Origin of the sequence: Corynebacterium sp. ES2730-CONJ (genome assembly GCF_024834055.1) — a bacterium.
GTDB lineage: Bacteria > Actinomycetota > Actinomycetes > Mycobacteriales > Mycobacteriaceae > Corynebacterium.
In genome coordinates, this window is the sequence record NZ_JANUXZ010000005.1 from 176,894 (window position 1) to 203,889 (window position 26,996).

The 26,996-nt window shown below is 54.3% G+C and carries 22 protein-coding genes, 1 tRNA gene and 1 other RNA gene; 11 read left to right on the top strand and 13 right to left on the bottom strand.

Features of this window, described 5'->3' with window-relative positions; translation table 11 throughout:
* Positions 1-245 precede the first annotated feature (245 nt).
* Positions 246-334: transfer RNA gene (locus NXS13_RS07700), tRNA-Ser, on the bottom strand.
* A gap of 145 nt (positions 335-479) precedes the next feature.
* Here NXS13_RS07700 and ffs point away from each other — a divergent pair.
* The 6 genes from ffs to recR all read left to right on the top strand — a co-directional run bounded on the left by ffs (position 480) and on the right by recR (position 5,648).
* Positions 480-576, top strand: an RNA gene (gene ffs / locus NXS13_RS07705) — signal recognition particle sRNA small type.
* A gap of 66 nt (positions 577-642) precedes the next feature.
* The gene (locus NXS13_RS07710) at positions 643-1,926 is read left to right on the top strand and encodes an aminotransferase (protein ID WP_259079116.1); all 1,284 of its coding nucleotides are present in this window, start codon (positions 643-645) and stop codon (positions 1,924-1,926) included.
* Positions 1,919-2,455 (top strand): suppressor of fused domain protein, encoded by a 537-nt coding sequence (locus NXS13_RS07715; RefSeq protein WP_259079114.1) that lies wholly within the window; start codon positions 1,919-1,921, stop codon positions 2,453-2,455. Before NXS13_RS07710 ends, NXS13_RS07715 begins: the two co-directional genes overlap by 8 nt.
* Positions 2,456-2,473: 18 nt before the next feature.
* A complete protein-coding gene (locus NXS13_RS07720) occupies positions 2,474-4,585 on the top strand; it encodes a DNA polymerase III subunit gamma and tau (RefSeq protein WP_259289578.1) in 2,112 nt (703 codons plus the stop codon).
* A gap of 48 nt (positions 4,586-4,633) precedes the next feature.
* Entirely contained in the window at positions 4,634-4,954 is a 321-nt protein-coding gene (locus NXS13_RS07725; protein WP_259079102.1) for a YbaB/EbfC family nucleoid-associated protein, read from the top strand.
* 61 nt (positions 4,955-5,015) lie between these two features.
* On the top strand, positions 5,016-5,648 hold the full coding sequence (gene recR, locus NXS13_RS07730; protein WP_259079095.1) for a recombination mediator RecR: 633 nt from the start codon (positions 5,016-5,018) through the stop codon (positions 5,646-5,648).
* A 3-nt stretch (positions 5,649-5,651) separates the two neighbouring features.
* On the opposite strand, the gene NXS13_RS07735 is transcribed toward recR, so the two are convergent.
* From NXS13_RS07735 to NXS13_RS07745, 3 genes are read right to left on the bottom strand one after another with little or no spacing between them, the layout of a single operon-like run.
* Positions 5,652-6,344 carry a type 1 glutamine amidotransferase gene (locus tag NXS13_RS07735; protein WP_259079087.1) on the bottom strand — a complete coding sequence of 231 codons (693 nt, stop codon included), beginning with the start codon at positions 6,342-6,344 and terminating at the stop codon, positions 5,652-5,654.
* The gene (locus NXS13_RS07740) at positions 6,337-7,596 is read right to left on the bottom strand and encodes a MurT ligase domain-containing protein (RefSeq protein WP_259079085.1); all 1,260 of its coding nucleotides are present in this window, start codon (positions 7,594-7,596) and stop codon (positions 6,337-6,339) included. Before NXS13_RS07740 ends, NXS13_RS07735 begins: the two co-directional genes overlap by 8 nt.
* 11 nt (positions 7,597-7,607) lie before the next feature.
* The gene (locus NXS13_RS07745) at positions 7,608-8,588 is read right to left on the bottom strand and encodes an exonuclease domain-containing protein (RefSeq protein WP_396124766.1); all 981 of its coding nucleotides are present in this window, start codon (positions 8,586-8,588) and stop codon (positions 7,608-7,610) included.
* A 461-nt stretch (positions 8,589-9,049) separates the two neighbouring features.
* Between NXS13_RS07745 and NXS13_RS07750 the strand changes: the two genes are divergently transcribed.
* Positions 9,050-10,216, top strand: a complete 1,167-nt coding sequence (locus NXS13_RS07750) for a hypothetical protein (RefSeq protein WP_259158526.1) — start codon at positions 9,050-9,052, stop codon at positions 10,214-10,216.
* Positions 10,217-10,282: 66 nt separating this feature from the next.
* On the opposite strand, the gene NXS13_RS07755 is transcribed toward NXS13_RS07750, so the two are convergent.
* A complete protein-coding gene (locus NXS13_RS07755; protein WP_259158525.1) occupies positions 10,283-11,134 on the bottom strand; it encodes a DMT family transporter in 852 nt (283 codons plus the stop codon).
* A 249-nt stretch (positions 11,135-11,383) separates the two neighbouring features.
* Between NXS13_RS07755 and NXS13_RS07760 the strand changes: the two genes are divergently transcribed.
* From NXS13_RS07760 to NXS13_RS07770, 3 genes are all read left to right on the top strand, one after another.
* Positions 11,384-12,649 (top strand): aspartate kinase, encoded by a 1,266-nt coding sequence (locus NXS13_RS07760; protein WP_259079072.1) that lies wholly within the window; start codon positions 11,384-11,386, stop codon positions 12,647-12,649.
* Positions 12,650-12,746: 97 nt separating this feature from the next.
* Positions 12,747-13,781, top strand: coding sequence for an aspartate-semialdehyde dehydrogenase (locus NXS13_RS07765; protein ID WP_259158627.1), 1,035 nt, complete (start codon positions 12,747-12,749; stop codon positions 13,779-13,781).
* Between the two features lie 210 nt (positions 13,782-13,991).
* A complete protein-coding gene (locus NXS13_RS07770; RefSeq protein WP_259079062.1) occupies positions 13,992-15,524 on the top strand; it encodes a catalase in 1,533 nt (510 codons plus the stop codon).
* A gap of 75 nt (positions 15,525-15,599) precedes the next feature.
* On the opposite strand, the gene NXS13_RS07775 is transcribed toward NXS13_RS07770, so the two are convergent.
* From NXS13_RS07775 to NXS13_RS07805, 7 genes are all read right to left on the bottom strand, one after another.
* A complete protein-coding gene (locus NXS13_RS07775) occupies positions 15,600-16,157 on the bottom strand; it encodes an RNA polymerase sigma factor (RefSeq protein WP_259079057.1) in 558 nt (185 codons plus the stop codon).
* 894 nt (positions 16,158-17,051) lie between these two features.
* Positions 17,052-17,360 (bottom strand): Na+/H+ antiporter subunit G, encoded by a 309-nt coding sequence (locus NXS13_RS07780; protein WP_259158523.1) that lies wholly within the window; start codon positions 17,358-17,360, stop codon positions 17,052-17,054.
* Between the two features lie 3 nt (positions 17,361-17,363).
* The gene (locus NXS13_RS07785) at positions 17,364-17,630 is read right to left on the bottom strand and encodes a cation:proton antiporter (RefSeq protein WP_259079053.1); all 267 of its coding nucleotides are present in this window, start codon (positions 17,628-17,630) and stop codon (positions 17,364-17,366) included.
* 7 nt (positions 17,631-17,637) lie between these two features.
* A complete protein-coding gene (locus tag NXS13_RS07790; protein WP_259079050.1) occupies positions 17,638-18,036 on the bottom strand; it encodes a monovalent cation/H+ antiporter subunit E in 399 nt (132 codons plus the stop codon).
* A gap of 4 nt (positions 18,037-18,040) precedes the next feature.
* On the bottom strand, positions 18,041-19,585 hold the full coding sequence (locus tag NXS13_RS07795; RefSeq protein WP_259289579.1) for a monovalent cation/H+ antiporter subunit D family protein: 1,545 nt from the start codon (positions 19,583-19,585) through the stop codon (positions 18,041-18,043).
* Positions 19,585-20,031: a cation:proton antiporter subunit C gene (locus NXS13_RS07800; RefSeq protein ID WP_259079046.1), complete on the bottom strand. Its 447-nt coding sequence runs from the start codon at positions 20,029-20,031 to the stop codon at positions 19,585-19,587. Before NXS13_RS07800 ends, NXS13_RS07795 begins: the two co-directional genes overlap by 1 nt.
* Positions 20,031-23,039, bottom strand: a complete 3,009-nt coding sequence (locus NXS13_RS07805) for a DUF4040 family protein (RefSeq protein WP_259079044.1) — start codon at positions 23,037-23,039, stop codon at positions 20,031-20,033. Before NXS13_RS07805 ends, NXS13_RS07800 begins: the two co-directional genes overlap by 1 nt.
* A gap of 452 nt (positions 23,040-23,491) precedes the next feature.
* Here NXS13_RS07805 and NXS13_RS07810 point away from each other — a divergent pair, with 452 nt between their 5' ends.
* Positions 23,492-24,898 (top strand): hypothetical protein, encoded by a 1,407-nt coding sequence (locus NXS13_RS07810; protein WP_259289580.1) that lies wholly within the window; start codon positions 23,492-23,494, stop codon positions 24,896-24,898.
* Positions 24,899-24,949: 51 nt separating this feature from the next.
* On the opposite strand, the gene NXS13_RS07815 is transcribed toward NXS13_RS07810, so the two are convergent.
* Positions 24,950-26,920, bottom strand: a complete 1,971-nt coding sequence (locus tag NXS13_RS07815; protein WP_259079040.1) for an OPT family oligopeptide transporter — start codon at positions 26,918-26,920, stop codon at positions 24,950-24,952.
* Between the last annotated feature and the right edge of the window lie 76 nt (positions 26,921-26,996).

The following is a 26,996-nucleotide window of genomic DNA, read 5'->3' on the forward strand; positions in this document are numbered from 1 at the left end:
AGTAGGTGTATACAACTGGTAGCAGGCGATAGTCACGATGACACCATAAGAGGCACCATTAGAGGCTGAGTGTGGATATGCCCCTAGTTCTTTTTGGCCCCTTGGGCAGCGTACTAGATCATTACGGTTAGAGCGCGAAGCTTCGGGCACGACTCATGCTTCGATGCTTAGTAGTGGTGGATTAACCATGAGGGTAGCGGTCTTTGGCTAAGCGAAAACCCCCTGATATTCCTATCAGGGGGTAATGGCGGAGGATGTGGGATTTGAACCCACGAGGGGCGTTAGCCCCGCACGCGTTCCAGGCGTGTGACATAGGCCGCTAGTCGAATCCTCCAGAACACTGAAAAACGTTGGAAAACGAAAACCAATGTACCGTGCAATACTCTACACAATGCCCAAGCGAGGGAACAAACTCAATGCTAGACGCCGTGATCTCGCCATGCAGTTGGTCAATTGGCAAGGGGTCGGTTAGAGTTAGTTCTAGGACTTCGTATGGCGTTTATCCCATGAACTCCCCCAGGGCAGGAATGCAGCAAGGGTCAGTGGGCTCTGGCGGGTGTACGGAGTCCCCTTTATTTTCCTCTTCAGAGGCATTACTGTTCGTAATTGGAAGTAAATGCCAATCTGTGGAAGGTGCTGCACATGCCCTTGATCAATGACAATGCTGATCGTCTCGTCTCTTCCTTGAAAGAATTCCAAGCGGAGTACGACAAACTCAAAGGGCGTCACCTGGCCCTCGACCTCACCCGCGGAAAACCATCTCAAGAACAATTAGATTTTTCCAACGAGCTGCTTTCACTTCCCGGTGCTAACTACCACGCCAATGATGGCACTGATTGCCGAAATTATGGTGGCTTATATGGCATCGATGATATCCGCGCACTCTGGGCCGAGGTCCTCGGGGTGGATCCACGCAATATTATCGCCGGCGACGCCTCGAGTCTCAATATCGAATTTGACCTCATCTCATGGGCCTATGCCTTCGGTACTCAGGATTCTCCCCGCCCGTGGTGTGAGGAAGATACTATCAAGTGGCTGTGCCCGGTACCTGGCTATGATCGTCACTTCACCATCACGGAGAAATTTGGCTTCGATATGATTCCAGTTCCCATGACGGAGCACGGCCCAGATATGGATATTGTCAAGGAACTCGTCAAAGATCCCGCCGTCAAGGGCATGTGGACAGTTCCGATTTTCGGTAATCCCACCGGCATTAGCTTTAGCAAAGAGGTCTGTGCCGAGTTAGCGGCAATGGATACCGCTGCTAAGGACTTTAGAATCATGTGGGATAACGCTTATGCGGTCCACACTCTCACTGATCAATTCCCAGAGAATCCAGATGTCCTAACCTTGGCAGCGCAGGCAGGAAACCCAAACCGCTTCTGGTATGTAAGCTCAACCTCGAAGATCACCCACGCGGGTTCTGGTGTCTCCTTCTTTGCCTCGTCTGAAGATAATCTGAAATGGTACGGCGAGATCGCCAATGTGCGCGGAATCGGCCCCAATAAAATCAACCAGCTGGCCCATACCTATTTCTTCCACGATGCCCATGGAGTGCGCGAGCATATGCACAAGCATGCAGCATCGCTCAGCCCGAAATTTGAGAAAGTTCTCGAAATTCTCTCCTCGCGTCTGGGTGATTACCACGTGGCTTCCTGGACGACCCCTCAAGGCGGCTACTTTATTTCCCTCGACGTCATTGACGGCACCGCAGCGCGCGTGGTGGAGCTCGCCAAAGAAGCCGGCATAGCGCTCACCGCGGCAGGTTCTTCCTTCCCCCTCAAGCACGACCCGGATGACCGCAATATACGTCTCGCCCCCTCACTGCCACCCGTAGCCGAACTCGAGGTAGCCATGGACGGCGTGGCTACCTGTGTATTGCTCGCCGCCGCGGAAAAGGCTCAAGCAGCGCTCGATCGTGTTTAATCTTGATGAATCGATAGCGTGGATCAGTCAGCTCTTTCCCACTCCGCTCAGTTATGTAACCTCCGATGTTACACACCTGAGTCTCGCGAGTGGATCCATGGGGGAGCAGCATATAGTGAGCACGCTCGACCTCCACGAGCATGATCAGTTTTTGCAGGCTGACGGCCGAGATATCCGCTGCGAGATTTTCAGTATAAGTGTGCATCAGCCCACCGATATGTTGCCTGTGGTCGATGCGGCAGCGAAATTACTTCTTGATTCTCGCGGCGCGATTCCCGCTCACCCAGGTACCATCGTGCCCGGTATTCTCAATCGCCCGGAGTTTAGTGTGCAGCACGGTCTTCTCATCTCCCCCTCGGTATGGGGTGAGAAGGTTCCCATGCTGCACACCGGAGAGGTTACAACCCTGATGCTGCAACTAATCCTGATCAACTCTGCGGAGTTAAAGATAGCCAAAGAAGAGGGTATTGCGGCCTTGCAGCAGCGCATGCTTCATGCTGGGGTGAATCTTCTTAGCTGGTCGAGGTAGTGCGGTAGGCTTAAAGCTGTGGCTTTATATCGTAAATACCGTCCGGGTTCTTTCGGTGAATTACTGGGCCAGGATCAAGTAACCATCCCGTTATCACGGGCGCTTGATAATGGTCGCATTAACCACGCCTATCTCTTCTCGGGGCCAAGGGGCTGCGGTAAGACGTCCTCGGCGCGCATTATGGCGCGCAGTCTTAACTGTGTAAAGGGTCCAACGTCTCATCCCTGCGGAGTATGCCCCTCATGTGTAGCACTGGCCCCCAATGGGTCCGGGACTCTCGATGTGACCGAGCTGGATGCCGCTAGTAATAACAGCGTCGACGATATGCGTGAGCTCAGAGATCGCGCCATGTATGCTCCTGCGGAGTCACGGTACCGTATTTTTATTATCGACGAAGCGCATATGGTTACCAGGCAGGGATCGAATGCCCTGCTTAAGATCGTGGAGGAACCACCCGAGCACCTCATTTTTATCTTCGCCACCACCGAACCGGAGAAGGTCATTTCCACAATCCGTTCGCGTACCCACCACTATCCATTCCGCCTCTTAAGCCCCCAGGCGATGCGCACTCTCTTAGAGCGCACCGCAGCGGCCGAGGGGATGACGGTGGAAGACTCCGTCTACCCGTTGGTGATACGACAGGGTGGCGGTTCGCCGCGCGATACTCTTTCGGTTCTCGATCAACTTTTCGCAGGCGCCGGCCCCGAGGGGCTGACCTATGAACAGGCACGCTTGGTGCTCGGCGCTACCGATGAAGCCTTAATCGATAGCTCCATCGAAGCCTTAGCCAATCATGATAGTGCCCAACTATTTCGCACCGTCGATACCATCATCGAAGCTGGTCTCTCACCGCGCCGCTTTGCCGAAGACTTACTTGATCGCCTGCGAGATCTGATCGTTATCCAGGCTGTGCCTCAAGCCGTGGAATCAGGGCTGGTCGATGCCCCTACCGATCGCGGTCAGACCCTTCTTGATCAAGCTGAAGCCTTTGATAAGCGCATACTGCCGCAGATAGCGGGTATCTTCAACGACGGTCTGAGTTCCATCAAAGGTGCCACCAGTCCGCGATTATTGCTGGAAATCCTGTGCGCCAAGATGTTAGTCAATATGCAGCCACCTGCGGAGATTAACGATGATATTCCGCGGTATCGACGCCGTGCTGGTGCTCCAGCAGCGCCCGTTGCGAAAAAAGATCCGGCCCCTATAGCGGCCAAGAATCCGGCGCTAAAACCAGAAGACTCTACGCCAGCGGCGACCCGCGAGGGCGCACATACTCCGCACGAATCCGCCCCAGCCGCACCGCCAGAAGTCATACCCGAACCCGCACAGCCAGCGCCATCGCCCGATTATGAGGCGCAGTATGAAAAAATCTCTGCGCAGTGGCAGACAATTCGCTCCCTCGCCGCAGCAGATAGCCAGGTGCTCGGAATCTTGCTCACGGAGGCCTATCCTATGGGGGTCCGAGATGGTCAGCTCATCCTCGGACACACCACCGGAGCATTAGCTAATCGCCTCAATGCTGGTGTTCACGCCACTGCTCTCAAGCAGGCTGTCAAAAAACAGACTGGACTGGAGCTCACAATCAAGTGCGAGGTGGCGATTGACCCAAAAGAACTAGGGTTTAGCCACCCAACTCGCAAGGCTGCGCCGGTGTGGACACCTACAGAAGAGTCCGCTGAGGAGGTTAAACCACCGGCTAAAGACACTCCGCTGCCGAACGAGGACACTCAACCACCAGCAAAAGATACCCGTCCATCGAGTGAGGATATCCACCCACCAGCGGAGGATGATATCCCCCTTCCCCCGGAACCAGAAGAAGATCCGTGGGGGGAACCAGCCGCACTCGGTGGCGAACCGGAGGACTATCTGGGTGAGAATGTAGATCCACTACAGCCTGAGAGCGTATCCCCAGACTCGCACACTCACGCGCACGCGGATACAGACACAGACACAGACACAGACACGGACGTGCTCGCAGACGCTCCCGAGGACATCGATGCCGAATCCGGTGACGAGGAATCGGCACTTATGGATGAAGCGGCGAGTGAACCAGGTAGCCATGACCATCGCAGCGCATTGGCGTATGCCATGGATCTTCTCGCCCAGGAACTCGGCGCTAAACCGGTATAACGGGTAGGATAAAATTTCTATAAGAGAACGTACGAAAGGTTAGTTATCATGGGTCAACCCGATATGTCACAACTGCTCGCCCACGCTCAGGCTATGCAATCCAAATTGCAGGCTGCGCAGGAGGAAATCCTCGCCTCGGTCGTTGAGGGTGATGCTGGCAATGGCCTGGTTAAGGCCACCATCGACGGCACCGGCAAGCTCAAGGCTCTGGAGATCAATCCCGAGGTCGTCGATGCCGACGATATTGATACACTGCAAGATCTGATCATCGGTGCTTTTAATAACGCGCATACCAAGCTCGCCACCATTGCTGAGGAGAAGATGGGCCCACTTAACCAGGGCCTTGATGGCATGGGTGGCCTCTTCTAAGACACCAGATCAACGCACCCGTTCCTTGCTCAAGGGGCGGGTGCGTTAGACTGACGTAGTTATGTTTGAAGGACCGGTTCAAGACCTCATCGACGAGCTCTCGCGGCTGCCTGGTATTGGCCCGAAGAGTGCCCAACGGATTGCCTTTTATCTTCTCCACGTCGAACCCGCTGATATCACGAGGCTCCAAAATGCCCTTGGTGCGGTACGCGACGGGGTGAGTTTTTGCCGTATTTGCTGCAATATCTCCGCTGATGAAGTCTGTCGAATCTGCGCAAGTGAGCGCCGCGACACCGGTCTGATTTGTGTGGTTGAGGAACCAAAAGATATTCAGGTGCTCGAGCGCACCGGTGAATTCAATGGCCGCTACCATGTCCTAGGGGGCTCGCTGGATCCCATCAATAGTATTGGGCCTAAGGACCTGACCGTCACCGAGCTCCTACAGCGCATCGGTGGGGTTTTGCCCGACAAAGATGAATCAGCGCAACCCCCAACAATTCACGAAGTTATCCTAGCCACCGACCCCAATACTGAAGGGGAAGCAACCGCAGCGTATCTGCTCAGACTGCTGAAGGATTTTCCCGATCTTATTATCTCCCGACTGGCCTCAGGTATGCCGCTGGGGGGAGATCTTGAATTTGTTGACGAGCTCACCCTCTCGAGGGCACTGACGGGCCGACTACGGTTGGGCTAGAGCTTAAACGCTGAGTCGTTCTTTACGGAGACGCTCAACCACAGGAATATCTAAAGGCTCGAGGTCAAATCCCACAGCTTTGCTCAGTAAGAGATCCGCGAGGCGTGGGTTTCGAGCGAGCACAGGTCCGTGCATATAGGTAGCGATCACAGAGCCTTGGATAGCTCCCTCAACCGTGCCATCATTTCCTACACCGCGCTTTATAGTAGCGAGCGGGCGGGCGTCGGGGCCGAGGACAGTCTTACCCATATGGTTTTCGAATCCAGTCAGTGGCTCATCAACGCCAGGAATAGTGGCCGTGGAGCGTATCTCGCCGATGGCGCGCTGGGGCAAGGCGGTGGTGCTGGCGTCGATTAGCGCAGCTCCGATTATTTCTTTATCGGCGGCTCGAAATTTTTCACCTAAAACTTGGAAGCCGGCACACACGGCGAGTACCTGGGCGCCAGAATCCACTGCGCGGTGGAGGCCGCGATCGTTATTGATATGCTCGGCGGCAAGAATCTGGGCGGTGTCTTCACCTCCTCCGAGGCAGTAAATATCGAGGCTTTCGGGGATTTTCTCCCCCAAGTGAATGCTGACGATTTCGGCGTCGATCCCGCGCATCCGGGCGCGTTGTTGCACAATCAGGGCATTACCGTTATCGCCGTAGGTGCCCAGGACGTCAGGCAAAATGAGACCGATGCTGAGTTTAGACATGGAGTAACGCTTTCTTCAGATCGCGGAAGGCAGTGTAATTAGCTAGGACCTCAACCCGGCCTGGGGGACATGATTGCACAGCGTGCAGCATATCGTGGATGAGCTCGTGATCAATCTCGGCATAGGTTAGCCGGACCGCGAGATCGGTGCCACGTTCACCAGAGGCCTTCACAACCACGTCTCCAAAGTCCTCGAAGCGCACATCCCAGAGCCAGGAAAGATCTTCTCCATCGGCGACCTGACCATTGACCGCTATCACCAACCCAGCGGCGCTGCGATCAACCATATTCATCGCCTCCTGCCATCCAGCAGGATTCTTAGCGAGAAGAAGATGGACTTTGTGGCTTCCAATATCAATGGTGGAGTAGCGCCCAGCAACATCGTCGACTGTCTCCACCGCAGCGATGGCCTCGTTGAGGGGTATATCAAAAATAGTGGTAGCGGCGGCGATGGCCTGGGCTGCATTTCCGCGGTTAGCCATGCCAGGCAGGCTGAGGTGCAAAGATTTATGGCCATCGGGGCAGATGAGTGCGTGCGGGTCTACCGACCACTCCGGTTCGTGGCGGCTAAAAGTGGAGCCGTCAGGAAGGGGTTTGGCAGCGTGCCAGTGTGTACCTTCGTGGACGATATGACCACCAGTGCGGGGGCAGGAGAGAGAATCGCCCTGCCAGCTACTACCCGCCGACACCCACACCACGCGCTGGGCTGCTAGGCCGATCGAAGAAACCAGAACATCATCGCAATTGGCTATCACCGTCATCTCAGGGTGGGCTGCCACGCTTTCGCGTAAGGCTCGCTCGACCTTATTGATCTCACCAACACGGTCAAGCTGATCTCGCGATAAATTAAGCACGATCAAACATTCGGGCTGGAGCCTGTCAACAACTTTTGGCACGTGGAGTTCATCCACCTCGAGGACTATATGGCTCGCAGCTGTGCCGGCGAGGAGCGCTGAGATAATACCAGCGTCCATATTATCGCCACCGTCATTAGTTGCCACCTGGTACCGGGTGCGCAAAGCGGTAGCCAACATCCTCGTGGTGGTGGATTTGCCGTTGGTGCCGGTGATAATAGCCACAGGTCGCTCGCCGGAGAGGTGGCGCATAATATCTGGGTCGATTTTCTCTGCAACAAGGCCACCAATCATGCCCCCGGAGCCGCGCCCTGTGGCCCGCGATAAATAGGTAGCCAGTCCTGCTATTTTCGTAGCCACCAGAGTCTGCGCCTGCACACACGCTTGAGGTAGTTTCATGGTGCTTTATCCTAGTCTCCGTTTTGCGCTCGGTGCACGTCGTGCGCCAGGTGCATAAATTCTTCATCACCAAGGAGCGGGATAGCTTTGCGGGTGGCGTGCATCGATTTTCCATTGAAGCCTTCACGAAGATTACACACGAGGAACGAGGCGGTGCGGGTAATCTTCTCGGAATATTTCATGCCTAGACCCAAACCAGTCTCGATAATGAGATCGGGATCGATCGTGGTCTCTGGGGCAACAGAGAACTCCATTCCAGCTTGGAGCCCACGATGGGGGGTATAAACACCCGGGTTCTCTATCTCAGCTGGTTGCTCAGCGGCGTCTACGCGAATGGTGGAGCGCTGCAATCCAAATTCGTCCGCACACAAGTGGGCAGGGTCGCGGAGAATAAAATAGCCGGCGTGGTAAAGCTTGACGACTAAGTGCGTTAATTCACGGCTCGTGGTCATCTCATTGAGATGGGCGCGTTCGGTGCTAGCAGCTGCGGGTGAACTCGCGATACCTGCAATATGAGCTACTGCGCGGAGCCGCGGATCAGGAATAACGAGTGCTTTCCGACGTGCCCCAGCAAGGGTATCGGCGATAGCGATGGGGCGGGGGATATGTCCCACGCGCTGCCGGCGCTTCCCGCGCTTCGATGTGCGGCTACGGTTGCGCCGAGCGGCATGAGCCATAGCGCGCCGAGCCTCTTCGTAGAGGAACCCCCAAACATAGGGAGCATTGTGCACAATTAAGGTGCGGCCATCGATGAGCTTATCGAGTGTCTTCAGAACCCCGGAAAAGGGCCTATTCCCTGCAATATCCGCTGCGGTTAGACCATGTAAATGGCGAGGACCTGGATCGCCACCGGGATTGACTACTGCATGGAATTCTTCGGCTATATGGCCAGAGGAATCTAGAACTAAGGCATCGATAGAGACGATATGAGCTGTTTTAGGGTGTATCCCTGTTGTCTGAATGCTCACCGCTATATAGGGTGTGCGAGCTATGAGTTCATTGCGCTCGCGTTCACGCTCTGCTTTTTTGCGCTCGCGTTCTGCTAACTCGGCCTCAGTGGGCTGCGGACGCGGCTGGGATTTCTTCTGAGAATACCGACGATGACGTCGCTTTTTCGGGCGCTCCACCTCGACGATCACCTCAGATTTATTCACAACTACTCATTCTAGCGGCTACCGCTTGACCACCGCTATACCAGCACGTCATTTCTTCCAGTGGTGGCCACATCAACCACAGACTATGTGGCCACGGTAGTGGCGGTGCCATGGTGGAGGAATCGGACGGCAGTCATTGGACAACCATGAGGGGGCTGAGGGTAATTCTCAGCTTGGTTAGTGAGATGGTTGAGGTCAGGCGCAACCGATGGCGTGGTGATATCAGATGGATAGGCTACAGTTCTTTACTGATGAGCCTTCCGAGCCTCTTGCTTATAGCCCGACCCCAAGGAAAGAATATGGTGCGCATCCCACCGCGGATAAAAACTTTGTGGCTTCCCGCCACTGTCCTGAGTGCGATGGCACTTGTCATACATCTCAGTAGCATGTGGATCTTTTCGTGGGCTCACAGCCTCAAACAGGGGTACTCGGCACTTTTCGCATTCCTGAAAGCCTTCGACTCCACTGCGATGCATCGCATTGATTGGGATGCTCGGCACTATATGGATATCGCTCGGTATGGCTATTTCGCCGCCACTCACATGGGGGAGGCTGACCCTCAGATCTATGAGACTCGTCTTGCTTTCTTCCCCGGCCTGCCCTTATTGATGCGCTGGGGAAGCGAGATAACGGGATTAGGCGTAGTGACCATTGGGTTGAGTATTACATTTATTGCCACCGTGATTCTCAGCGCTGGGCTCATCACACTTGCCACGGCTATGGGAGCAACATCGCGCAGCGCCAGGTGGGTGGCCATTTTCTTTCTTGGTGCCCCCATGTCCGTGACTTTCCATATGGTTTATACCGAAGCTCCTTTTCTCGCGGCGATTATCTGGGCCCTCATTTTTCTCAACCGCAGAGATTATCTTGCAGGTGGGCTTCTTATTGCCGTTGCGGGCTGCTTTAGGCTCACGAGCATTGATGCTGTGGCCGCTTTGATCATCGTAGTGCTTATCCAGGCTCGTAGCTCTGTGCGTGCCTGGATAGCGGTAGGTATATCGGCGCTGCCATTGGTGGGGTATATCAGCTGGGCCTCGTCGTATACCCACGATATAGGTGGCTATTTCGGCTTGCAGAAGAAGGGGTGGAATTCAGCCTTCGACTTCGGCCACGCCACGCTGACATGGGTAGGGAAGGTGATCATCAGTGACCATAATTTAGGCTATATTCTGTCCGTCATCAGTATTGTCGGTGCCCTGATTGCGGTGATCTATGGGTTCAGACGAGCCCCGTGGCCGGTGTGGCTTTTCTCCACTGCGTTGGTCTTTAATGTGGTTCTCTCAGATGGCATCATGCATTCTCGTCCCCGTTTGCTCCTACCCGCGCTGCTGCTTTTTATTCCGCTAGTTATTCGTGCAGAGCAGAAGCTTTCACCAGCGGTATCGCTCAGTCTACTGAGCCTATGGGTCCTCGCGGGTGTAGCTTTTTCTAGCTATATGCTGGAGGTTTTCCCCTGGGCTATTTAATGGTGGGCCAATTCATGCAAGCCATGCGTATCTAAGCCGTGTAGGTCTGGGCTGTGTGAGGGGTATTTAGGTATTGCCCCGCGCCGAGAGTGCGAAGGTGGAGGTGACCATCGCGATGAGGGCGAGCGCCATGATAATCCAATTGAATCCGTGGACGTGGAACTGCTCCCCCAGAATGACATAGCTTAAGATAAAGGCGATGATTGGTTCCACTGTGGTCATGGCGGGGAGCGAGAGTTTCAAAGCACCGGTATTGAAGGCATATTGCTGGACTATTGTGCCAATAATGCTGCCGAGAATTAAGAACCAGAAAACCCAGTGGGTTAGCAGTCCGCTCGATCCCTCGTGCTGGTAGACATCGACAGTAGCTTTAGAGAGAACGGCAATAAATCCGTAGATAATGCCTACAATCACTCCCAGAAAGAGCCCGCGAATATTGCGGGGGGCGTGCCGCGTGGCGCGGTCAATGGTGAGGGAAACAATGATGCCGAGGCTGAGCGCTAGTGCCCACACCCACGCTACGGGTCTGGGATCACCTGGTTCGGGGTTGCCCAAAATGACGAGTACAGCTACCGCAATAGTAAGGACAGCTGCCCATCCAATTTCGTCGGCGTATAAGGGGCGTTTGTGATAGTAGGCAGTCATGGGCATGGTGAACATGAGTGAGAGTGCCAGGATGGGTTGGACGATGAGCAAGGAGCCGTAACTGAGTGCGACAACTTGGAAGGAATATCCTGCGAAAGCGGTGCCACAGGCGAACCACCAGAGGGGGCGTTTAATAGCAGTTATCACCGGCGAGCCTTGCAGGGTACCGTCGGCCGGGGCGCGCTCGGCGATATTGTGCCGAACCACGGTGCCCCACGCAATGATGAGGGCTGCGAGTGCCGCGAAGAAGACCGCGAGGATATTATTATTCATCACCATTTAGATTAGCGCTGCGTTAAAAGAAAATAGCTATCGCAACGGCGGACACGCTAGTATGCTTAGAAACCGATAATCCGAAAGAAATGAGTCGAGGAAGCCCGCGAATTTTCTCTTCTTGGATATGATGACACCATCTCTCTTGAGAGGTTGTGGCAGTGGGAGACCCTCACGGCGCAGCTGACAAAGGAGATATCTACAAGAGGAGAGTATCTCTTCCACGGGCTTCAGGAAGGGCTTCAGCCCGTGGCGTTAATCGTACAAAAATATGGGGGATCGTCGCTGGAAACGGCGGAGCGGATCCGGCGAGTGGCCGAAAGGATCGTGGCCACGAAGAAACAGGGTCACGATGTGGTTGTCGTTTGCTCAGCGATGGGCGATACCACCGATGAATTACTCGATCTAGCCGCTCAAATTAACCCTGTCCCGCCGGCTCGCGAAATGGATATGTTACTCACGGCCGGGGAACGTATTTCCAATTCCCTTGTGGCTATGGCTATCGCTTCCTTTGGGGCCCAGGCACAATCTTTTACTGGCTCTCAAGCGGGAGTATTAACCACCGAACGCCACGGCAATGCCCGCATTGTTGACGTCACTCCAGGCCGAGTGCGCGATGCTTTGGATGCGGGACAGATCTGCCTCGTGGCGGGCTTCCAGGGGGTTAACCGCGAGACGCGCGATGTGACCACGCTTGGTCGCGGCGGTTCGGATACCACAGCGGTTGCGCTCGCGGCGGCGCTCAATGCTGATGTCTGCGAAATTTACTCCGATGTTGATGGGGTATATACCGCAGACCCCCGTATTGTTCCCGATGCGCAGAAGTTGGAAACTTTAAGTTTCGAAGAAATGCTGGAGCTGGCCGCCTCTGGTTCGAAGATCTTGGTCTTGCGTAGCGTGGAGTATGCGCGCGCTTTTAATGTTCCGATTCGTGTTCGTTCGTCGTATAGCAATGATCCTGGCACTTTAGTGACGGGCTCTATGGAGGATATTCCTGTGGAAGAAGCAGTGCTGGTGGGCGTTGCCACCGATAGTTCCGAAGCCAAGATCTCAGTTCTCGGCATCCCCGATAACCCTGGTGAGGCTGCCAAGATCTTCCGCGTGCTTGCCGACGCTGAAATTAATATCGATATGGTGATTCAGAATATCTCCTCCCTCGAGGATAATCGCACCGATATCACCTTCACCTGCCCGCGTGCCGATGGGCCTCGAGCCATGGAATTACTCTTTAAACTCCAAGGCAGTGGAACCTGCCAAAATGTGCTCTACGATGACCAAATTGGCAAAGTATCCCTGGTGGGTGCGGGAATGAAGTCCCACCCTGGGGTTACGGCCACATATTGCGAGGCGCTGCGCGATGCGGGCATTAACATCGAGCTGATCTCTACCTCCGAAATTCGTATTTCGGTATTGTTGCGTGAGCAGGATGTGCCTGCTGCAGTAAAGGCACTGCACGCAGCCTTCGAATTGGGCGGTGGAGAAGTTGCCACCGTTTATGCTGGTACCGGCCGTTAACCCCCACGACCAAACCGACCATGTCGAATACGATAATCCTCGTGAATAGACCACAAGCTGCAACGCTCAGGTAGATCGAGGGAGGAGAAAGATAATGATGACCACCATTGCAGTAGTTGGAGCGACCGGCCAAGTTGGGCGCGTTATGCGCGCTCTCTTAGAAGAGCGGAATTTCCCCGCCGAGAAGGTGCGGTTCTTCGCTTCAGAGCGATCCGCGGGAACGACCTTAAAATTTCGCGGAGAGGATATTGTGGTGGAGAACCTCGCTGAGGTCACTCCCGAGAAATTGAGCGATATCGATATCGCCCTCTTCTCGGCTGGTGGATCGACGTCGCTGAAATTTGCCCCTATGTTCGCCTCTGCAGGCGTCAAGGTAGTAGATAACTCCTCAGCATGGCGCAAAGATCCTGAGGTTCCCCTTATTGTGAGCGAGGCCAACCCGCAGGAAACGCAGAATCTGCCCAAGGGGATTATCGCCAATCCCAATTGCACCACTATGGCGATCATTCCCGTGCTCAAGGCACTCAGCGATGCTGCTCAGTTGCAGAAAATGCACGTTTCTTCCTATCAAGCGGTCTCTGGCTCTGGTCTGGCCGGGGTGGAAACTCTAGTACAGCAGGTGGAAAAAGTGGGGGAAAAGGCCCGCGATTTGGTTCATGATGGATCCGCCACCGATCTCGAGGAACTGGGCCCTTATATGGCCCCGATTGCTTATAATGTGGTTCCCCTTGCTGGCAATCTTGTCGACGATGGCTCTTTCGAAACTGATGAGGAACAGAAATTACGCAATGAGTCGCGCAAGATCTTAGGACTACCCGATCTCTTGGTGTCTGGTACCTGCGTGCGGGTTCCGGTATTCACCGGTCACACCATGACCGTTCATGCGGAATTTGAAAAGCCCATCACCCCGGGCGAGGCTAAGGCTCTCCTGGAGGACGCCCCTGGCGTGGCTGTGGTGGATGTGCCGACTCCTCTGGCGGCTGCTGGAAAGGATGATTCCTTAGTAGGCCGCATCCGCCAAGATCAGACGGTAGCGGATAATAGGGGTCTGATCTTTGTGGTCTCTGGTGATAATTTGCGTAAGGGTGCGGCTCTGAACACCGTCCAAATTGCAGAGCTGCTGGTTGGTTAGGATCCGCTAGAAACTGCCGAATAAGCCCCATTTCCTCGATGGAGGGAGTGGGGTTTTCGCTATTCTGGGCGTGAAGAAAGCCTAAGCTAACTGCGAAAATAGCGATTCTCTATTAAAAGAGATTTCCTTGCAAGGATTTTCTTTTTAATGTATCTTGGGGCTGAAGATTACACTTAGAAAAGGCTCACAGTTTCTTATAAAGGAGTTCATGTGACTACCGACGATATCCTCGGCAAGGGCAAGCGCCCAGAACCAACCGGACCTACTACCCAACTGGGTGGACGCCCCGTTGCTTCCGAAAACGCTTCCATTACCCAAGGCCCACAAGGGGCCAGCGTGCTCAACGACTATCACCTTATTGAAAAGCTCGCCCACTTCAACCGTGAGCGCGTTCCAGAGCGCAACCCCCACGCCAAAGGTCACGGAGCTTTCGGTGAACTCCATATCACCCACGACGTGTCTCAGTACACGAAAGCCAAGCTCTTCCAGCCTGGAACCGTCACTCCCATGGTGGGTCGTTTCTCCACCGTCGCCGGTGAACAAGGTTCTCCCGATACCTGGCGTGATGTCCACGGCTTCGCCTTGCGCTTCTATACCGAAGACGGCAACTACGATATCGTAGGCAATAACACCCCCGTTTTCTTTATCCGTGACGGCATTAAATTCCCTGATTTTATTCACTCCCAGAAGCGCATGACCGCAGATGGTCTGCGTTCCCCAGATGCACAGTGGGATTTCTGGACTCGCACCCCAGAATCGGCTCACCAAGTCACCTATCTTATGGGTGATCGCGGTACTCCAACCTCCACCCGCCACCAGGACGGTTTTGGTTCTCATACCTTCCAGTGGATCAACGATGAGGGCACCCCAGTGTGGGTGAAATACCACTTCAAAACTCGTCAAGGCTGGCAGACCTTCACCGATGCTGAGGCCACCGAGAAGGCGGGAACCGATCCCGATCTCCACCGCGAGGATCTCTTCCAAGCGATCGATCGCGGCGACTACCCGATCTGGGATGTCAAGGTGCAGATTATGCCCTTCGAAGATGCGGAGACCTACCGTTTCAACCCCTTCGATCTCACTAAGGTGTGGTCGCATAAGGATTATCCGCTGATCGATGTCGGCTATTTCGTGCTGAATAAGAATCCCCAGAACTACTTTGCCCAGATTGAGCAACTTGCTCTCGATCCAGGCAACCTCGTTCCAGGTATTGGCTTAAGCCCTGATCGGATGCTGATGGCCCGTGCTTTTGCTTATGCTGATGCCCAGCGCTATCGCATTGGACCAAATTACCGTCAACTTCCGGTGAACCAGCCCCTTAAGCCTGTTAATACCTACACCCACCAGGGTCCGATGGAATATCAGTTCAACCCTGCTGGAGCCCCAGTGTATAGTCCCAACCGTTTCGATAAGGGCGCAGGCTATCTCGATGATGGAAAAACCTCGGCAAGTGGTGAGAGCTTAGGCCAGGCAGAGGATCTCTTTATCAACCCTGATCCTCATGGCACAGATCTGGTTCGTGCCGCCTACGTGGCCCATAAAGACGACGATGATTTTATCCAGGCGCGCACGTTATACCGCGATGTCATGGACGATAACGCTAAGGAGCGGTTAGCAGATAATATCACCAATGCCATGGTGGGAGTCTCTGCTGAGACTGAAAAGCGCTGCTACTGGTACTGGGAGCAAGTAGATCCGCAATTAGGTAAGCGAGTACGCGAGCTCTTCGCTACCAAGAAATAATCGCTGAAGTAACCAGTGAAATAATCGCTCAAGATCACAACCGGTGCGTAGCTTGTGGTGCGCACCGGTTTTCGTCTATGTTCCCCACTCCTTTACGCACCCCCGACCAGCTGCTTGAATCATATCCGCGCGTGCTCGAGCCACCCGAGAACGGATGGTGCCAATGCGTACGCCGGTAATATGAGCTGCCTCTTCATAGGAATAGCCCAAGACTTGGGTAAGTATGAGCGCCTCCCTGCGCTCAGCTGGCAGTTGTTCTATAAGAAGACGGGTATCAACCCACTCTGACCAATCACTAGGAGGTCTAGGGTGGACATGCTCAGGGCTGGTATCTGCAGATATGGGCCGTGAAGTCTCATGCCGAATACTATCGATCCACACCCGCCTAGCCAGGGAAAGTAACCACGTCCGAGCTGAGGACCTAGCTGCAAAGCGGGGTAGCGCCCCCATTACTCGAAGATAGGTCTCTTGGGTGAGATCATCGGCGTTTTCTCGGCCTCCCAGATGCGCGAGGAGTTCCCAAATATCGCCTTGGGTGGCTTTGATAAAGGAATTTAGCGCTTCCCGATCTCCCCGGCCAGCTTGCAGAGCGAGATCGGTAATCTCCTCATCGGTGGGAGCTGGGGTGGTCATAATATTAATTCTAACACTGTGGCAGGTGGGCTATTAGATGCCGAGAGAGAGGACACTTAATAACAGTAGAAGCTGCTATTCTCACGAGATCGTAGAAAAGTAGAGGAGTCGTAGAACGCAGCTTGGCACGAAAAGCTCTGCACCCCTGGTATTCCACAAGTCTGATGAGGATACGTAAAGAATGAGTCTGCGTCGTGCTATACAGGAGGAGGGTAGACCTATTATTTAATTCTGGTAGGCGAAGAATATTTGAGGATTTCAGCCTGTTCCATAGAGAGAATTAGTGCCCTTCACTTTTACATGAAACAAGCAGAAGTGAAAGGCCGAAAGAGGGCGGACCCGTAGTGGACGTATTTGGTGAGCATCACTGAAAAGAAGGTTGTATGCAATACAAATAAAGGATAAGCGCCGCAGCCATAAAAGAACCCTGCTTTCAGATTTGTGAGTATTCTTGGATAGTCCCAGACGTTGAGGGTGTAGACGCGCTAGGCCGTGAGGGCACCGTGATGCTGGAGATAAAAGGAGCCGGTATATCAGACGCGCTGGATCGTCGGCCCTAAGCTCCACCATAAGGGAGAGGGTGTCAAAAGCCTCGAGAGGTTTTCTTCCGTCGCTTAAGCGGATAGGAACGGCAGCGACTCCCTAAGGTAACGGGGGGGGATCAGGGCCTCATGCGGAGATCGGTAGGCCAAATTGCTACGCAAGCTGCGTATAAACCTAGTGGTAATAACAGAAAAATGCCCGCATAATCAGAAGGTAGTCGCCAGGATGAGAGTCTCTCCATAGTTGCTTCCCCTTGCGATCCTGTGTGGCGGATTGTCAGCTCCCGTATGATTAAGGGATGACAAGAAAAACCCGCCCCATATAGCTGAGGCGGGTCATGGTGGACGATTACTATGAATCTTCGGTGGCAGTTTGATATAAGCTACGGCCCATAATGAAGGAGCCCACCGCCACCACAACTAGGATGGCAATAATAGCTAGGATCCCACGGACAAGATCGCCGAAAACAAAACCTTCACGGTAGAAATTCACCAACAGTTTCGCAATGATCAAGAGCGGGAGACCAATATTAATTCCAGTGGAAAAAAGGTTGGCAGCAGTCATGGGGTCGTAGCGCTTGCGCCAGAGAGCAACGGCAGTGATAAACATTAAGAGCCCTGAGATGAGCACCAAGATGCCGGCAATAGTTTCAATAATCATGGTTTAACGACGCCCCTTTGCGATAATACGAGCCACAGACATCGTGGGGAGAACACCGCCAGCAAGGGCGGCCAGCATTACTACTTCATAGGCGATCTGGGTGTCATGGAACATCGTCCACACCAAGTAAAGCCCGATCATTCCATAGAAGACCACATCGGAGATCACCGCGCGAGAGAACTCGTTGGCGGTGCTCAACATAGCCACCAGCGCAACCATGATGGAAAGAATCATAAGGACGGAGGAAGCAACAGCGAGATAGAAAAACATCGGTGAGTTACACCTGCTTTACGGGGACGGGGGCGGGATATTCCACCTCGGCGGATTCAAGATCGAGGGGAAGATTCTTCACCTTCGGTGACAGCTTCTCCTCCATATGAGCGAGATCGCGCAAAACGGCGCGAGGATCCGAGCCATAAACGGCGTGCACCATGAGGTGACGGGGGCCGGTTACTTGGTCGGGATCTTCGTCGATTAGCGTGATACTCATCGTTGCGGGAGTGATCGTGATGGAGCAGGCAAAGGCCGTAATTTCCCAGTCCTTCGTGACCCGCAACGGATAATAGACCACGCAGGGATCTACCTTTTTACTTCCAGTCAGGGTATCCCAAATCACCACCGAAGTGGCCAGCACCAGCTGCCATAATAGCCACGGAATATAAATAAAAGCATTCATATCTTTACCGTCCTGCCTGCATAAAGGAATCGGAGGCGACCGCAACCGGGGCACCCTTATCGCTGATCAGTACCGCCTGGGCATAAGCCTCAGTATCGAGAAGTTGCGCGGCCGCATCGTGGATCGCGCCCACGAGAGGGCCGGCGAAAATGAACATGGCCAAGGAGATCACCATCATCGACATCGCAGGAGCAATACGCCTAAAAGGTACGCGCAACGTTGAAGGAATACGGGATTTATTCATAACCCCACCCCAAAAGACCTTGCGCCACACGCGCAGCATGGCCAGGAAAGCAGCGAAGGAGGCGATCACCATCACCGCGAGAACGATCCATGCGGCAACCGAACCAGCTTGAGCCACAGCGATCATGATATAGAGTTTGCCCCACAAACCGGAGAAAGGAGGGAAGCCAACAACCGAAAACGCGCCTGCTGCGAAGACCGCGGCCACCAGTGGATCGCGGTGCATAATGCCAGAGAGCTTGCGCAAGGAGTTATTGCCATACGTTTCCTCAATAGCTCCTGCAGTCAAAATCAGCGAGCCCAAAGTGATCATATGGTGCACCATATACAGAATGCCCGCAGCAAGGGCTATGCGTGCTTGGCCAGCGCTAAAGGCGAGAGTGACCAAGATAAAAGGCATTCCATTAACCATCTGATAGGACAGCACTCGGCGCATGGTATTCTCCGCCAAACCAGAGAAGGAACCCACCACCATGCTGGCAACAGCGACCACAATGATGAGAGTGGCCCAACGCTGATCGAGATCGAAGATCACGGTATATATCCGGAAGAGGGCATAGACAGCCACCTTGGTATGCAGACCGGAGAAGAGGGCCATCACACCCGCAGAGGTAGCGGGATAGGTACGCGGCAACCATGTGTGAACAGGGAAGATACCAGCCTTGACCACCAAAGCGATGACAACGATACCCATGGCTACGGTGGCAGGACCATGACCGGCTGCCACACCACGGAGGGCGGCTATATTGACTGTGCCCACAACGCCATAAACCACTGCCACGCCGGCGAGCAGGATGGTAGAGGTTGCTAAGTTCACTAGGACGAATGTGCGCCCCGCTGACAGGCGCGCCCAGGTGCCAGTCATGGCGAGCAGACCATAGGAGGGCAGCAGCATGACTTCGATGAACACGAAGAAGTTGAAGAGATCTGCGGTCAAAAGGGCACCCATCACTCCTGTGAGCAGCATGAGAGACAGTGCATTAAAGAATCGAGCCCGAGTTTCACCAACCACAATCGAGAACCAGTTGGCTACAAACGCCACAATGGAGGTGGTGACAATCATCAGGGCAGAGAATTGATCACCCACAAATGGGATGGCTACGCCGCCAATATAAAGGCCCACAGAATGCGCGATCACGCCGTGGCTAGCGGTCAGCGCATAAAGCCACAATCCGGCTAGGCCGGTGCCCACAGGCACGATGAGCATAAGAGCATCGCGGACTAAGCGCCACGGGATAACCGCGGCCAGACCGACGAATAATAGGGGGATACCCACAAAGAGTGGGAGAGTATACGCGTATTCCATTAAAAATCTTCTCCCTTCGCGCTCTTGGGGCTGCGATAAGGGGCGCGGCGGCGAGTTGCCTGATGCGCCTCGTGGGCGGCCACCTCAGCGGTGGTCGTGGAACGACCGAGAGTTTGCAGCGGCGAATCCTCGTCGCTAATCATCTCGGCCTCGGTATCATCCGTGCGGCCCACGCCAGCAAGAGTGAGCATGAAGGTGGTGGTGGCCATGGCGATCACGATAGCCGTGAGCACAAAAGCCTGGGGGAGAGGGTCAGCGGCGGCGCTGAGATCGGTGATCGACGGGAATGGTTCCCCGCGCCACGCAGTCACGCCAGCCGAGACGATGAGCAGGTTAGTGGCATGGCTAAAAAGCGTCATGCCCAAAATGATGCGCAACATGCCGCGCTGCAGGACCAGGTAGACACCACCTGCGGCAAGGATGGCGATGGTAGCTGAGAGAATCACTACTGCTTCCCTTCTTCCGAGTTGATGGCGTCTTGGTTAATGGCATCCTGGTGCATATCCGTATCAGCTTGCAAGGCAGCCGCCTCCCGGCGCGCTGCTTCTTCGATACGGTGCTGTTCCGGAGCCTCTTCAGCGTGGCGATCTTCAGGATCGAAATCACGGAAGGAATCTGGAACCTTCATGGGCTGCCAGAGAGGGGATTTCTCACGCGTGAAATTCAATTCTTGGTATTCCATGCCCGGGCGCAAATAGCCTCCCAGGGCATTAATAGCCATAGACAGCATGCCGATCACCGCAAGGTACACTCCGACGTCGAAAATGAGCGCCGTGGTGAGGTGCTGATCGCCGATATGGCCGTGAATGGCGTAGAGGAAAGAACCATGGCTAAGGCCAATAAAGCCTGCCACAACCGCGGTAATCACACCCGATGCGGTGAGATACACAGGCATAGCTACAGGGAAAATACGGTGATCGTGGGCATAGCTGATATAGATGAGCATCATGGCACAGCCAGCCACTAAGGCAGCAATAAAGCCACCACCAGGTTGGTTGTGTCCGCGCCAGAAAATGAGCACACTCACGATCAAGAGCACCGGAACCAAAACCTTCAGTAGGGTGCGCAGTGGAATGGAGTTCACGGTTGCCTGGCGGAAAGGCGCAGGGTGGGTACCGGGGTAGAAGGGGTAGCGCGGCATCGACGTCACAACTGCGGCGATTACAACCGCAGCCATGCCTAATACCGATAGTTCTCCTAAGGTATCGAGAGCACGGAACTCCACCAAGATGGTATTGACAACATTATCGCCGCCGGTGATCCCGGGAGCTTCGTTGAGATACCAGAGGCCGATTTCGCTGCGCTCGTGCCGGCCCAAAAGCATATAGGAACCCAAGAAGGTCATGATGCCCATGGCGATAGCAATGGGGGCTCCGAATACTTGCCGACGCTTCTTCGTTGGATGGAATTTATCCGGCTGCTGCCGGATAACCAACATCATGATCACAATGGTCAGTGCCTCAACTAGGAACTGGGTAAGAGCCACATCTGGGGCACCAAGCATGAGCATCTGGAAGGTCACACCAATACCGGCGGTACCCACGAGGAGGACCGCAGTAAGACGCAGGCGGGTCCGCACCAATCCCAGTAAGCTGAGGGCAATAATGAACAAAGGTATGAGATCAATCAGCGAATCGGTGCCCTCAATACGAGGACGAAGAGCCACCGAATCGATACCGCCATTGATGAGTCCCTGAATCGTTACTGCCGAGCCCAAGAGAATGATGAGGCCAAAGACATAGGCCAAATGCCGCGCCGGGGAGAGACGATCAGCCATGGTGCCAAAGATTTTGCCCACGGTGCTGGCCCCTTGATTAAATCGTTGCAGCAGATCATTGCCGCTAAATGGCAGGCTTTCGCGGTGCGTCATAAGCGCCCAGATTGCGTGACGGTAGTACACGCCGATGAAGCTCGCCACTAGAACCACGATGGAGATGATCAGCGGGATATTAATCCCGTGCCACAGGCTTAAATGCAGGTCAGGGGCGGTGCTAATAGTACCTACCGCGGCGGCGATCGGACGATCGAGAGCTGCTACGACTACTACGAGAGGTAGAGAGAGCAGGCCGGGGAGAGCCGCTGGTAGCCATAGGGAAAGCTTTGCTTCTTTGACCGCGCTCATATCTCGCTCGCCATCGATGAAGCCATCGAAGACAATGCGTGCGGAATAAGTAAAGGTGAAGAATGCGCCGATGGCGGCAGCGATGAGAAGCAGTACGACTCCCCAGTTTGCAAAGGGTGCTTCTTCAAAGGCTGCCAACATGCCTTCTTTTGAGATAAAGCCGAAGGTCGGAGGAAGAGCAGCCATGGAGCTCGCAGCAATCACCACTGAGGTGAATGTAAAGGGCAGATTGCGCCAACAGGAGCCGAGACGCTGGGAATCGCGGGTTCCCGTCTGGTGGTCTACCACGCCAATGAGCATAAAGAGGGAAGACTTGAACAGCGCGTGCGCCAAGGTGTGCACCAAAGCCGCAGCCAAAGCAAAGGGTGTACCTACACCGATTGTGGCTACAATCCAGCCGAGGTGGGAGACCGTGGAATAGGCCGTAAGCTTCTTCAGGTCCGTCTTTTGAATAGCAAAGAACGAGGACACAACGGCCGTGGTCATACCGACGATAATGAGCAGATAATTCCACATAAGAACCTCATGGAATACCGCAGAAAAACGCATCAGAACGTAAATGCCGGCCTTAACCACAGCCGCCGCGTGAAGAAATGCCGAAACAGGAGTAGCTGCGGCCATAGCTTCCGGAAGCCAGAAGTGGAAGGGGAGCTGAGCGGATTTTGTAAAAGCAGAAATCGCAATAAGCACCGCCAATACCATGGTCATCGTCGGCTTTTCCGCCCAGAAGGGAGAAGCCAAAATACCTGAGATCGATGTGGTTCCGGCTTGAGTTGCGGCGATGGCCATGGCTACTAGCAGGGTGAGCCCACCGATAAAGGTAAGAATCAGGGTGCGCTGGGAGCCCTTCTCGCCACCGGCGCCGCCGGAGCGGGCGATCAGCATGAAGGAGGCTAGGGACACTAATTCCCAAGCGATAAATAACACAAACGCATCATTGGCGAATACCAGCAGCAAGATCGAGGTCATAAATGCTGTCATGATGGTGTAGAAGCTGGTGTTGCCTTCACCATTAGAAAGGTATCCAGATGAATAAATGAAGACGACTGCACCGATGCACAGCGCAAGCAGTGCGAAGAAAACGCTAAGGGAATCAGCTCGCAACGCTAGGTTAATATCAATGCCGGAACCCAAAAGATTGGGAATCCAAGTATAACTATATTCGAGGGCGTTACCGGAGAAGATGGCATCGAGGTGCGGTACCAAAAGCGCTGCTGCCGCAATAAAAAGGGCAGCGAGCGGCCAGCCGGCACGGCGGTCGAGTATCCTCACCAACACAGGTGCCGCGGCAACGCCTAACGCCGACAGTAGTGGAATAACAATTAAAGACACGAGGCTTAAATCTCACCCCCAAGGTACACCAAGGTACCAAGGAGTTGACACCCCCTTCTAAGATCTCGCGGCCGAGCGCACTGTCGCCGCAATTATTCATCCACCTAGAGAAACGATTGCGGTATAGCACATCATCTATCGGCCGTGCGGTGCTCTTATATCAGGGTGCCTGCTTTCATTAACTTGAAGGGACTATTTACCAACCGTGTAAACCTTACCAGAGTGCCCTAAAGGTCGTGCTAGTGCGCTATTTTTGTGAATCAAACTACTAGTGACCCACACGCCTTAATACTCTAAAGTGTAATGAACGTAACAGAGCTTGATAGATGGATCTTGCGGGAGTTACTCGGGGGTTCTCAGTGGATCGTAAATAATTCTTGAGTAGATCTTTCAGTAGGATGGACGGTGTGCCTTAGCCACCACCTGCGCTGCCCCCGATACCGTAGAGAACTATGAGCCAGCGTCGTATCTCACAAACCCTCCAGCGTATTATCGCTATCCTCCTCTTAAGCCTCCCCCTCGTGGTCGGAGCGATCTTTACCGTCCTCCAGGGCATTGACCCTGCTGATTCGTGGTCGCGGGGTGAGGAAAAATCAGGAGCCCCGCAAGCCGTCGACGATTCGGCTCTTATCCAAGCCCGACGAGCGGCAGGCGAAGCAAACTCCCAGGCCGGCTTCCTGATAGGCGGCACGAAAGAACTCGTCGATGCCACCGCAGCGATTGACGGCGCCACCGCGGATATAGAGGATCCAATTCGCCGAGCACGGGAAGGCTCCCAACAGCTGAGCCAAGGTTTGGTGGAATTGCAAAATGCCACCGGTAGCCTTGGCGCTGGGGCCACCGACGTTGCTAATGGTGTGGAACAGGCCGTGAACCAGGTGGTCGGCTTTGAAGTAGTGCGCGGGCAAATCATTAGCGCCCTCGATAACTATCTAGCCCAAATCGAGGACTCGAAGGATCCTGAAGTAATAGCTTTAAAAGGCAACCTCAAAGACCTTCGAGAGCGCGCCATGACTTTCCAGATTGACCCAGCTCTCAAAGGTCAGTTGGAAAAATTGCGCGACGGATCGCGAGAGGTAGCTAATCAGCTAGCTGCCCCAGGATTTGCCTATCATGACGGCGTCTATACCGCCACCAAGGGCTCCAAGGAATTAGCCGATGGGCTCGTCCAGTTAGAAAATGGGGCAGGTGAAGCCCTCCAAGCAGTCGAGCAGCTAAAGGGCGGGGCCGCTCGGATTAATGATATGGCCAATCTAACCAAAGATCGCATAGGAGCCGTACAACGCGCTATGCCTATTGCCCCAGTAGGAACTGAGCAGGCAGAGGAGCAGGGTATTACCAAAGCCCTAGCCCCCATGTATGGTTTTCTAATCGCAGCGCTCATCCTGCTCGGCTCCGCGCTTGCCAGCCGCAATCATAGGGTGATAATGGCCTTAACTACAGTTCTGATTTCTCTTGTCGGAGCCATTTCGTTCCATATTCTCACGACCGGAGCCTCCGTGGGAGATAGTGCGATGGTCGCGCTCATCCTCGGCCTCGTTTCCCTGGCATCAATGATGGCTGGGATGGTGCTATCCCGTCACTTTAGCGACGTTGTGGCCCAGATTCTGAGCCTGGTTATAGCAGTCGGGCAGATCGCTGTGGTGGGCTGGGCCTGGCATCTCGCCGCTATCAACGAAACTCACAGTACCTGGATGGCACTGAGTGCGCTATTCCCAGTACACTATCCCACGGCTGCGCTGGTAGCACTTGGAAACTCTGGATCGCAGGCTGCTGTTATTCTCGCGATTGATGTCTTGATCGGGTTTAACCTTGCTGCGCTGGGCAGCCTATGGATGACAAAGAAGACGCAGGCATAAAAAATCCCCCTCAAGGTACCCGCAGTGTTCTTGAGGGGGATTTTTATCGCTTTAAACTTTCGAACTGAGCATCTTTACATGGCGGTACAAGCCCGCTACAAGGCCAGCGAAGACGATAATACCGATGAGCTTGGTGGCCTCGCCGAAGTCGAAGAGGGCCAGAGGCTCCTCGGAGCCAGTGGCGCCAATGATGCCCGCATTAAGGACACCAAAGAGGGATTCGCCCACAATAAGTCCCGTGGCCAGAAGAGTACCCATGCGTTTGGAGAACTCAGGATTATTTTGTTTATCGGCCCAGTGGTTATAAGCACGACCCAAGAAGGCGCCAATTGGAATAATCAGCGTCAAGGCGATTGGGAGGTACATGCCCATACCCACAGCTAGTGGGGGGAGGGTATAGCGGGCCTGAGTAGTTTTCCGCAAAGTCTCGTCGATAATAATGACAACGACACCGATTAGGGCACCCAGACCGATCCGTGACCAGTCAAGGGAGCTACCTAAGATTCCGTTGGCAACCGACGATAAGAGGGAAGCTTGGGGTGCGGCGAGGGCATTCTCCCCCGCACCTTCCATACCCACAAAGCCGAAGCCAGAGAGCATAAGCTCGAGCACAAGGGGGATTACCAAAGAGCCGAACAGCACACCGATTACTAGGGCTACCTGCTGCTTCCAGGGGGTAGCGCCGACGAGTTGGCCGGTCTTGAGGTCTTGCAAATTGTCGTTGGCAATCGTAGCCATGCCAAAGACCACAGCGGATGTAAAGAGCGTATAGGCCACCAGCGCGAGCGCATTACTATCAGCCTCATCGCCGGTTACGGCCTTAATGAGCAGCGCAGCAGCCAAAACCACGATGATACCGACGCCCGAGATAGGGGAGTTGGAGGCACCGATCAGACCCGCCATATACCCGCAGACCGAAGCCACCAGCAATCCGATGAGCAGGACGAAGAGAATACTCAGCAGCACCAGGGTGGTGGTGTGATGGGCGATCTCGGTGACATTAACGAAGAGATATAAAAGAGCACCGATGGGCAGCATCGAAGCTAAAATAACGCCAACAACGATCTTAAAAGGAATATCGCGCTCAGTAATAGGCACCTCCTGGCCACTATGCCGCAGCTGAGAGGAGGAGATGGATTCCTTGATGCCTTTAATGATGGGGCCGATGATTTTAGCGAGTGTCCACACCGCGGCTACTGCCATGGTGCCAGCACCAATAAAGCGCACTTCGGTACCAAAGGTGGTGCTCACAGCGGTGGCAAGCTCTGTGCCGGAGGTTATACTTGCGGCCGAGAAATATGGCAAAAGGACGCCATAAGAAATCAGGAGCCCCGCAATCATGGCCACACCTACACCAACACCCACTAGGTGGCCCACGCCGATAAGGGCTAGCGAAAAGGAACCGCCGATCATGGTGCCGCCAGCAAAAACCCTAAAAGGATAGGAAACCCCACCAACAACTGCTTTCATGGCTGCTAAGAGAGCAAATCCTGCCGAGGCCAAACCGCCGGCGATGATTACTTTCAATCCCTGCTGGTTTTCAGCTGCAGCCGATCCATCGGCGCTGCTATCGCCAACCTTGAGCACCTCAGCGGCCGCCACTCCTTCGGGATACGGCAGGTCTGAGCCGGTAACGAGAGCGCGGCGCAAAGGAATGGAGTACATCACGCCTAACGTGCCGCCGAGGGCGCAGACAGCGGCGGTGGTGAAATAAGGGAATCCAGACCAGAAACCGATCATGACTAAACCAGGGAGGACGAAGATAATGGCCGAGAGCGTGCCTGCTGCGGAAGCGATAGTCTGGACAATATTATTTTCTACCACCGAGTGATCGGCGAATCGGCGCAGCACAGCCATGGAGATGACGGCAGCTGGGATAGAGGTAGCGAAAGTAATACCAACCTTGAGGCCTAAATAAACATTGGCCGCAGTAAAAATGAGAGTTATAAGACCACCGAGAATGATGGAGCGAATTGTTAATTCGCGGACATCACGAGAGGTCTGTGTATGAGTAAGAGACACGCGTCCGCCTTTCTGCTACCTGAAGTGAGGGTGTGGAAACTGTTGAGAAAACAATCTCCAATTTCGTAGCTGCAAA

Bases quoted from the DNA above. Each gene is read 5' to 3' on its own strand.
- NXS13_RS07755 (WP_259158525.1), bottom strand. From the start codon at position 11,134: ATGAATAATAATATCCTCGCGGTCTTCTTCGCGGCACTCGCAGCCCTC.
- NXS13_RS07775 (WP_259079057.1), bottom strand. From the start codon at position 16,157: ATGACCACCCCAGCTCCCACCGATGAGGAGATTACCGATCTCGCTCTG.
- NXS13_RS07785 (WP_259079053.1), bottom strand. From the start codon at position 17,630: ATGTTTTTCTATCTCGCTGTTGCTTCCTCCGTCCTTATGATTCTTTCC.
- NXS13_RS07780 (WP_259158523.1), bottom strand. From the start codon at position 17,360: ATGATTATTGAAACTATTGCCGGCATCTTGGTGCTCATCTCAGGGCTC.
- NXS13_RS07710 (WP_259079116.1), top strand. From the start codon at position 643: ATGCCCTTGATCAATGACAATGCTGATCGTCTCGTCTCTTCCTTGAAA.
- recR (WP_259079095.1), top strand. From the start codon at position 5,016: ATGTTTGAAGGACCGGTTCAAGACCTCATCGACGAGCTCTCGCGGCTG.
- NXS13_RS07735 (WP_259079087.1), bottom strand. From the start codon at position 6,344: ATGTCTAAACTCAGCATCGGTCTCATTTTGCCTGACGTCCTGGGCACC.
- NXS13_RS07790 (WP_259079050.1), bottom strand. From the start codon at position 18,036: ATGAATGCTTTTATTTATATTCCGTGGCTATTATGGCAGCTGGTGCTG.
- NXS13_RS07765 (WP_259158627.1), top strand. From the start codon at position 12,747: ATGACCACCATTGCAGTAGTTGGAGCGACCGGCCAAGTTGGGCGCGTT.
- NXS13_RS07810 (WP_259289580.1), top strand. From the start codon at position 23,492: ATGAGCCAGCGTCGTATCTCACAAACCCTCCAGCGTATTATCGCTATC.
- NXS13_RS07795 (WP_259289579.1), bottom strand. From the start codon at position 19,585: ATGGAATACGCGTATACTCTCCCACTCTTTGTGGGTATCCCCCTATTA.
- NXS13_RS07750 (WP_259158526.1), top strand. From the start codon at position 9,050: ATGGTGCGCATCCCACCGCGGATAAAAACTTTGTGGCTTCCCGCCACT.
- NXS13_RS07725 (WP_259079102.1), top strand. From the start codon at position 4,634: ATGGGTCAACCCGATATGTCACAACTGCTCGCCCACGCTCAGGCTATG.
- NXS13_RS07740 (WP_259079085.1), bottom strand. From the start codon at position 7,596: ATGAAACTACCTCAAGCGTGTGTGCAGGCGCAGACTCTGGTGGCTACG.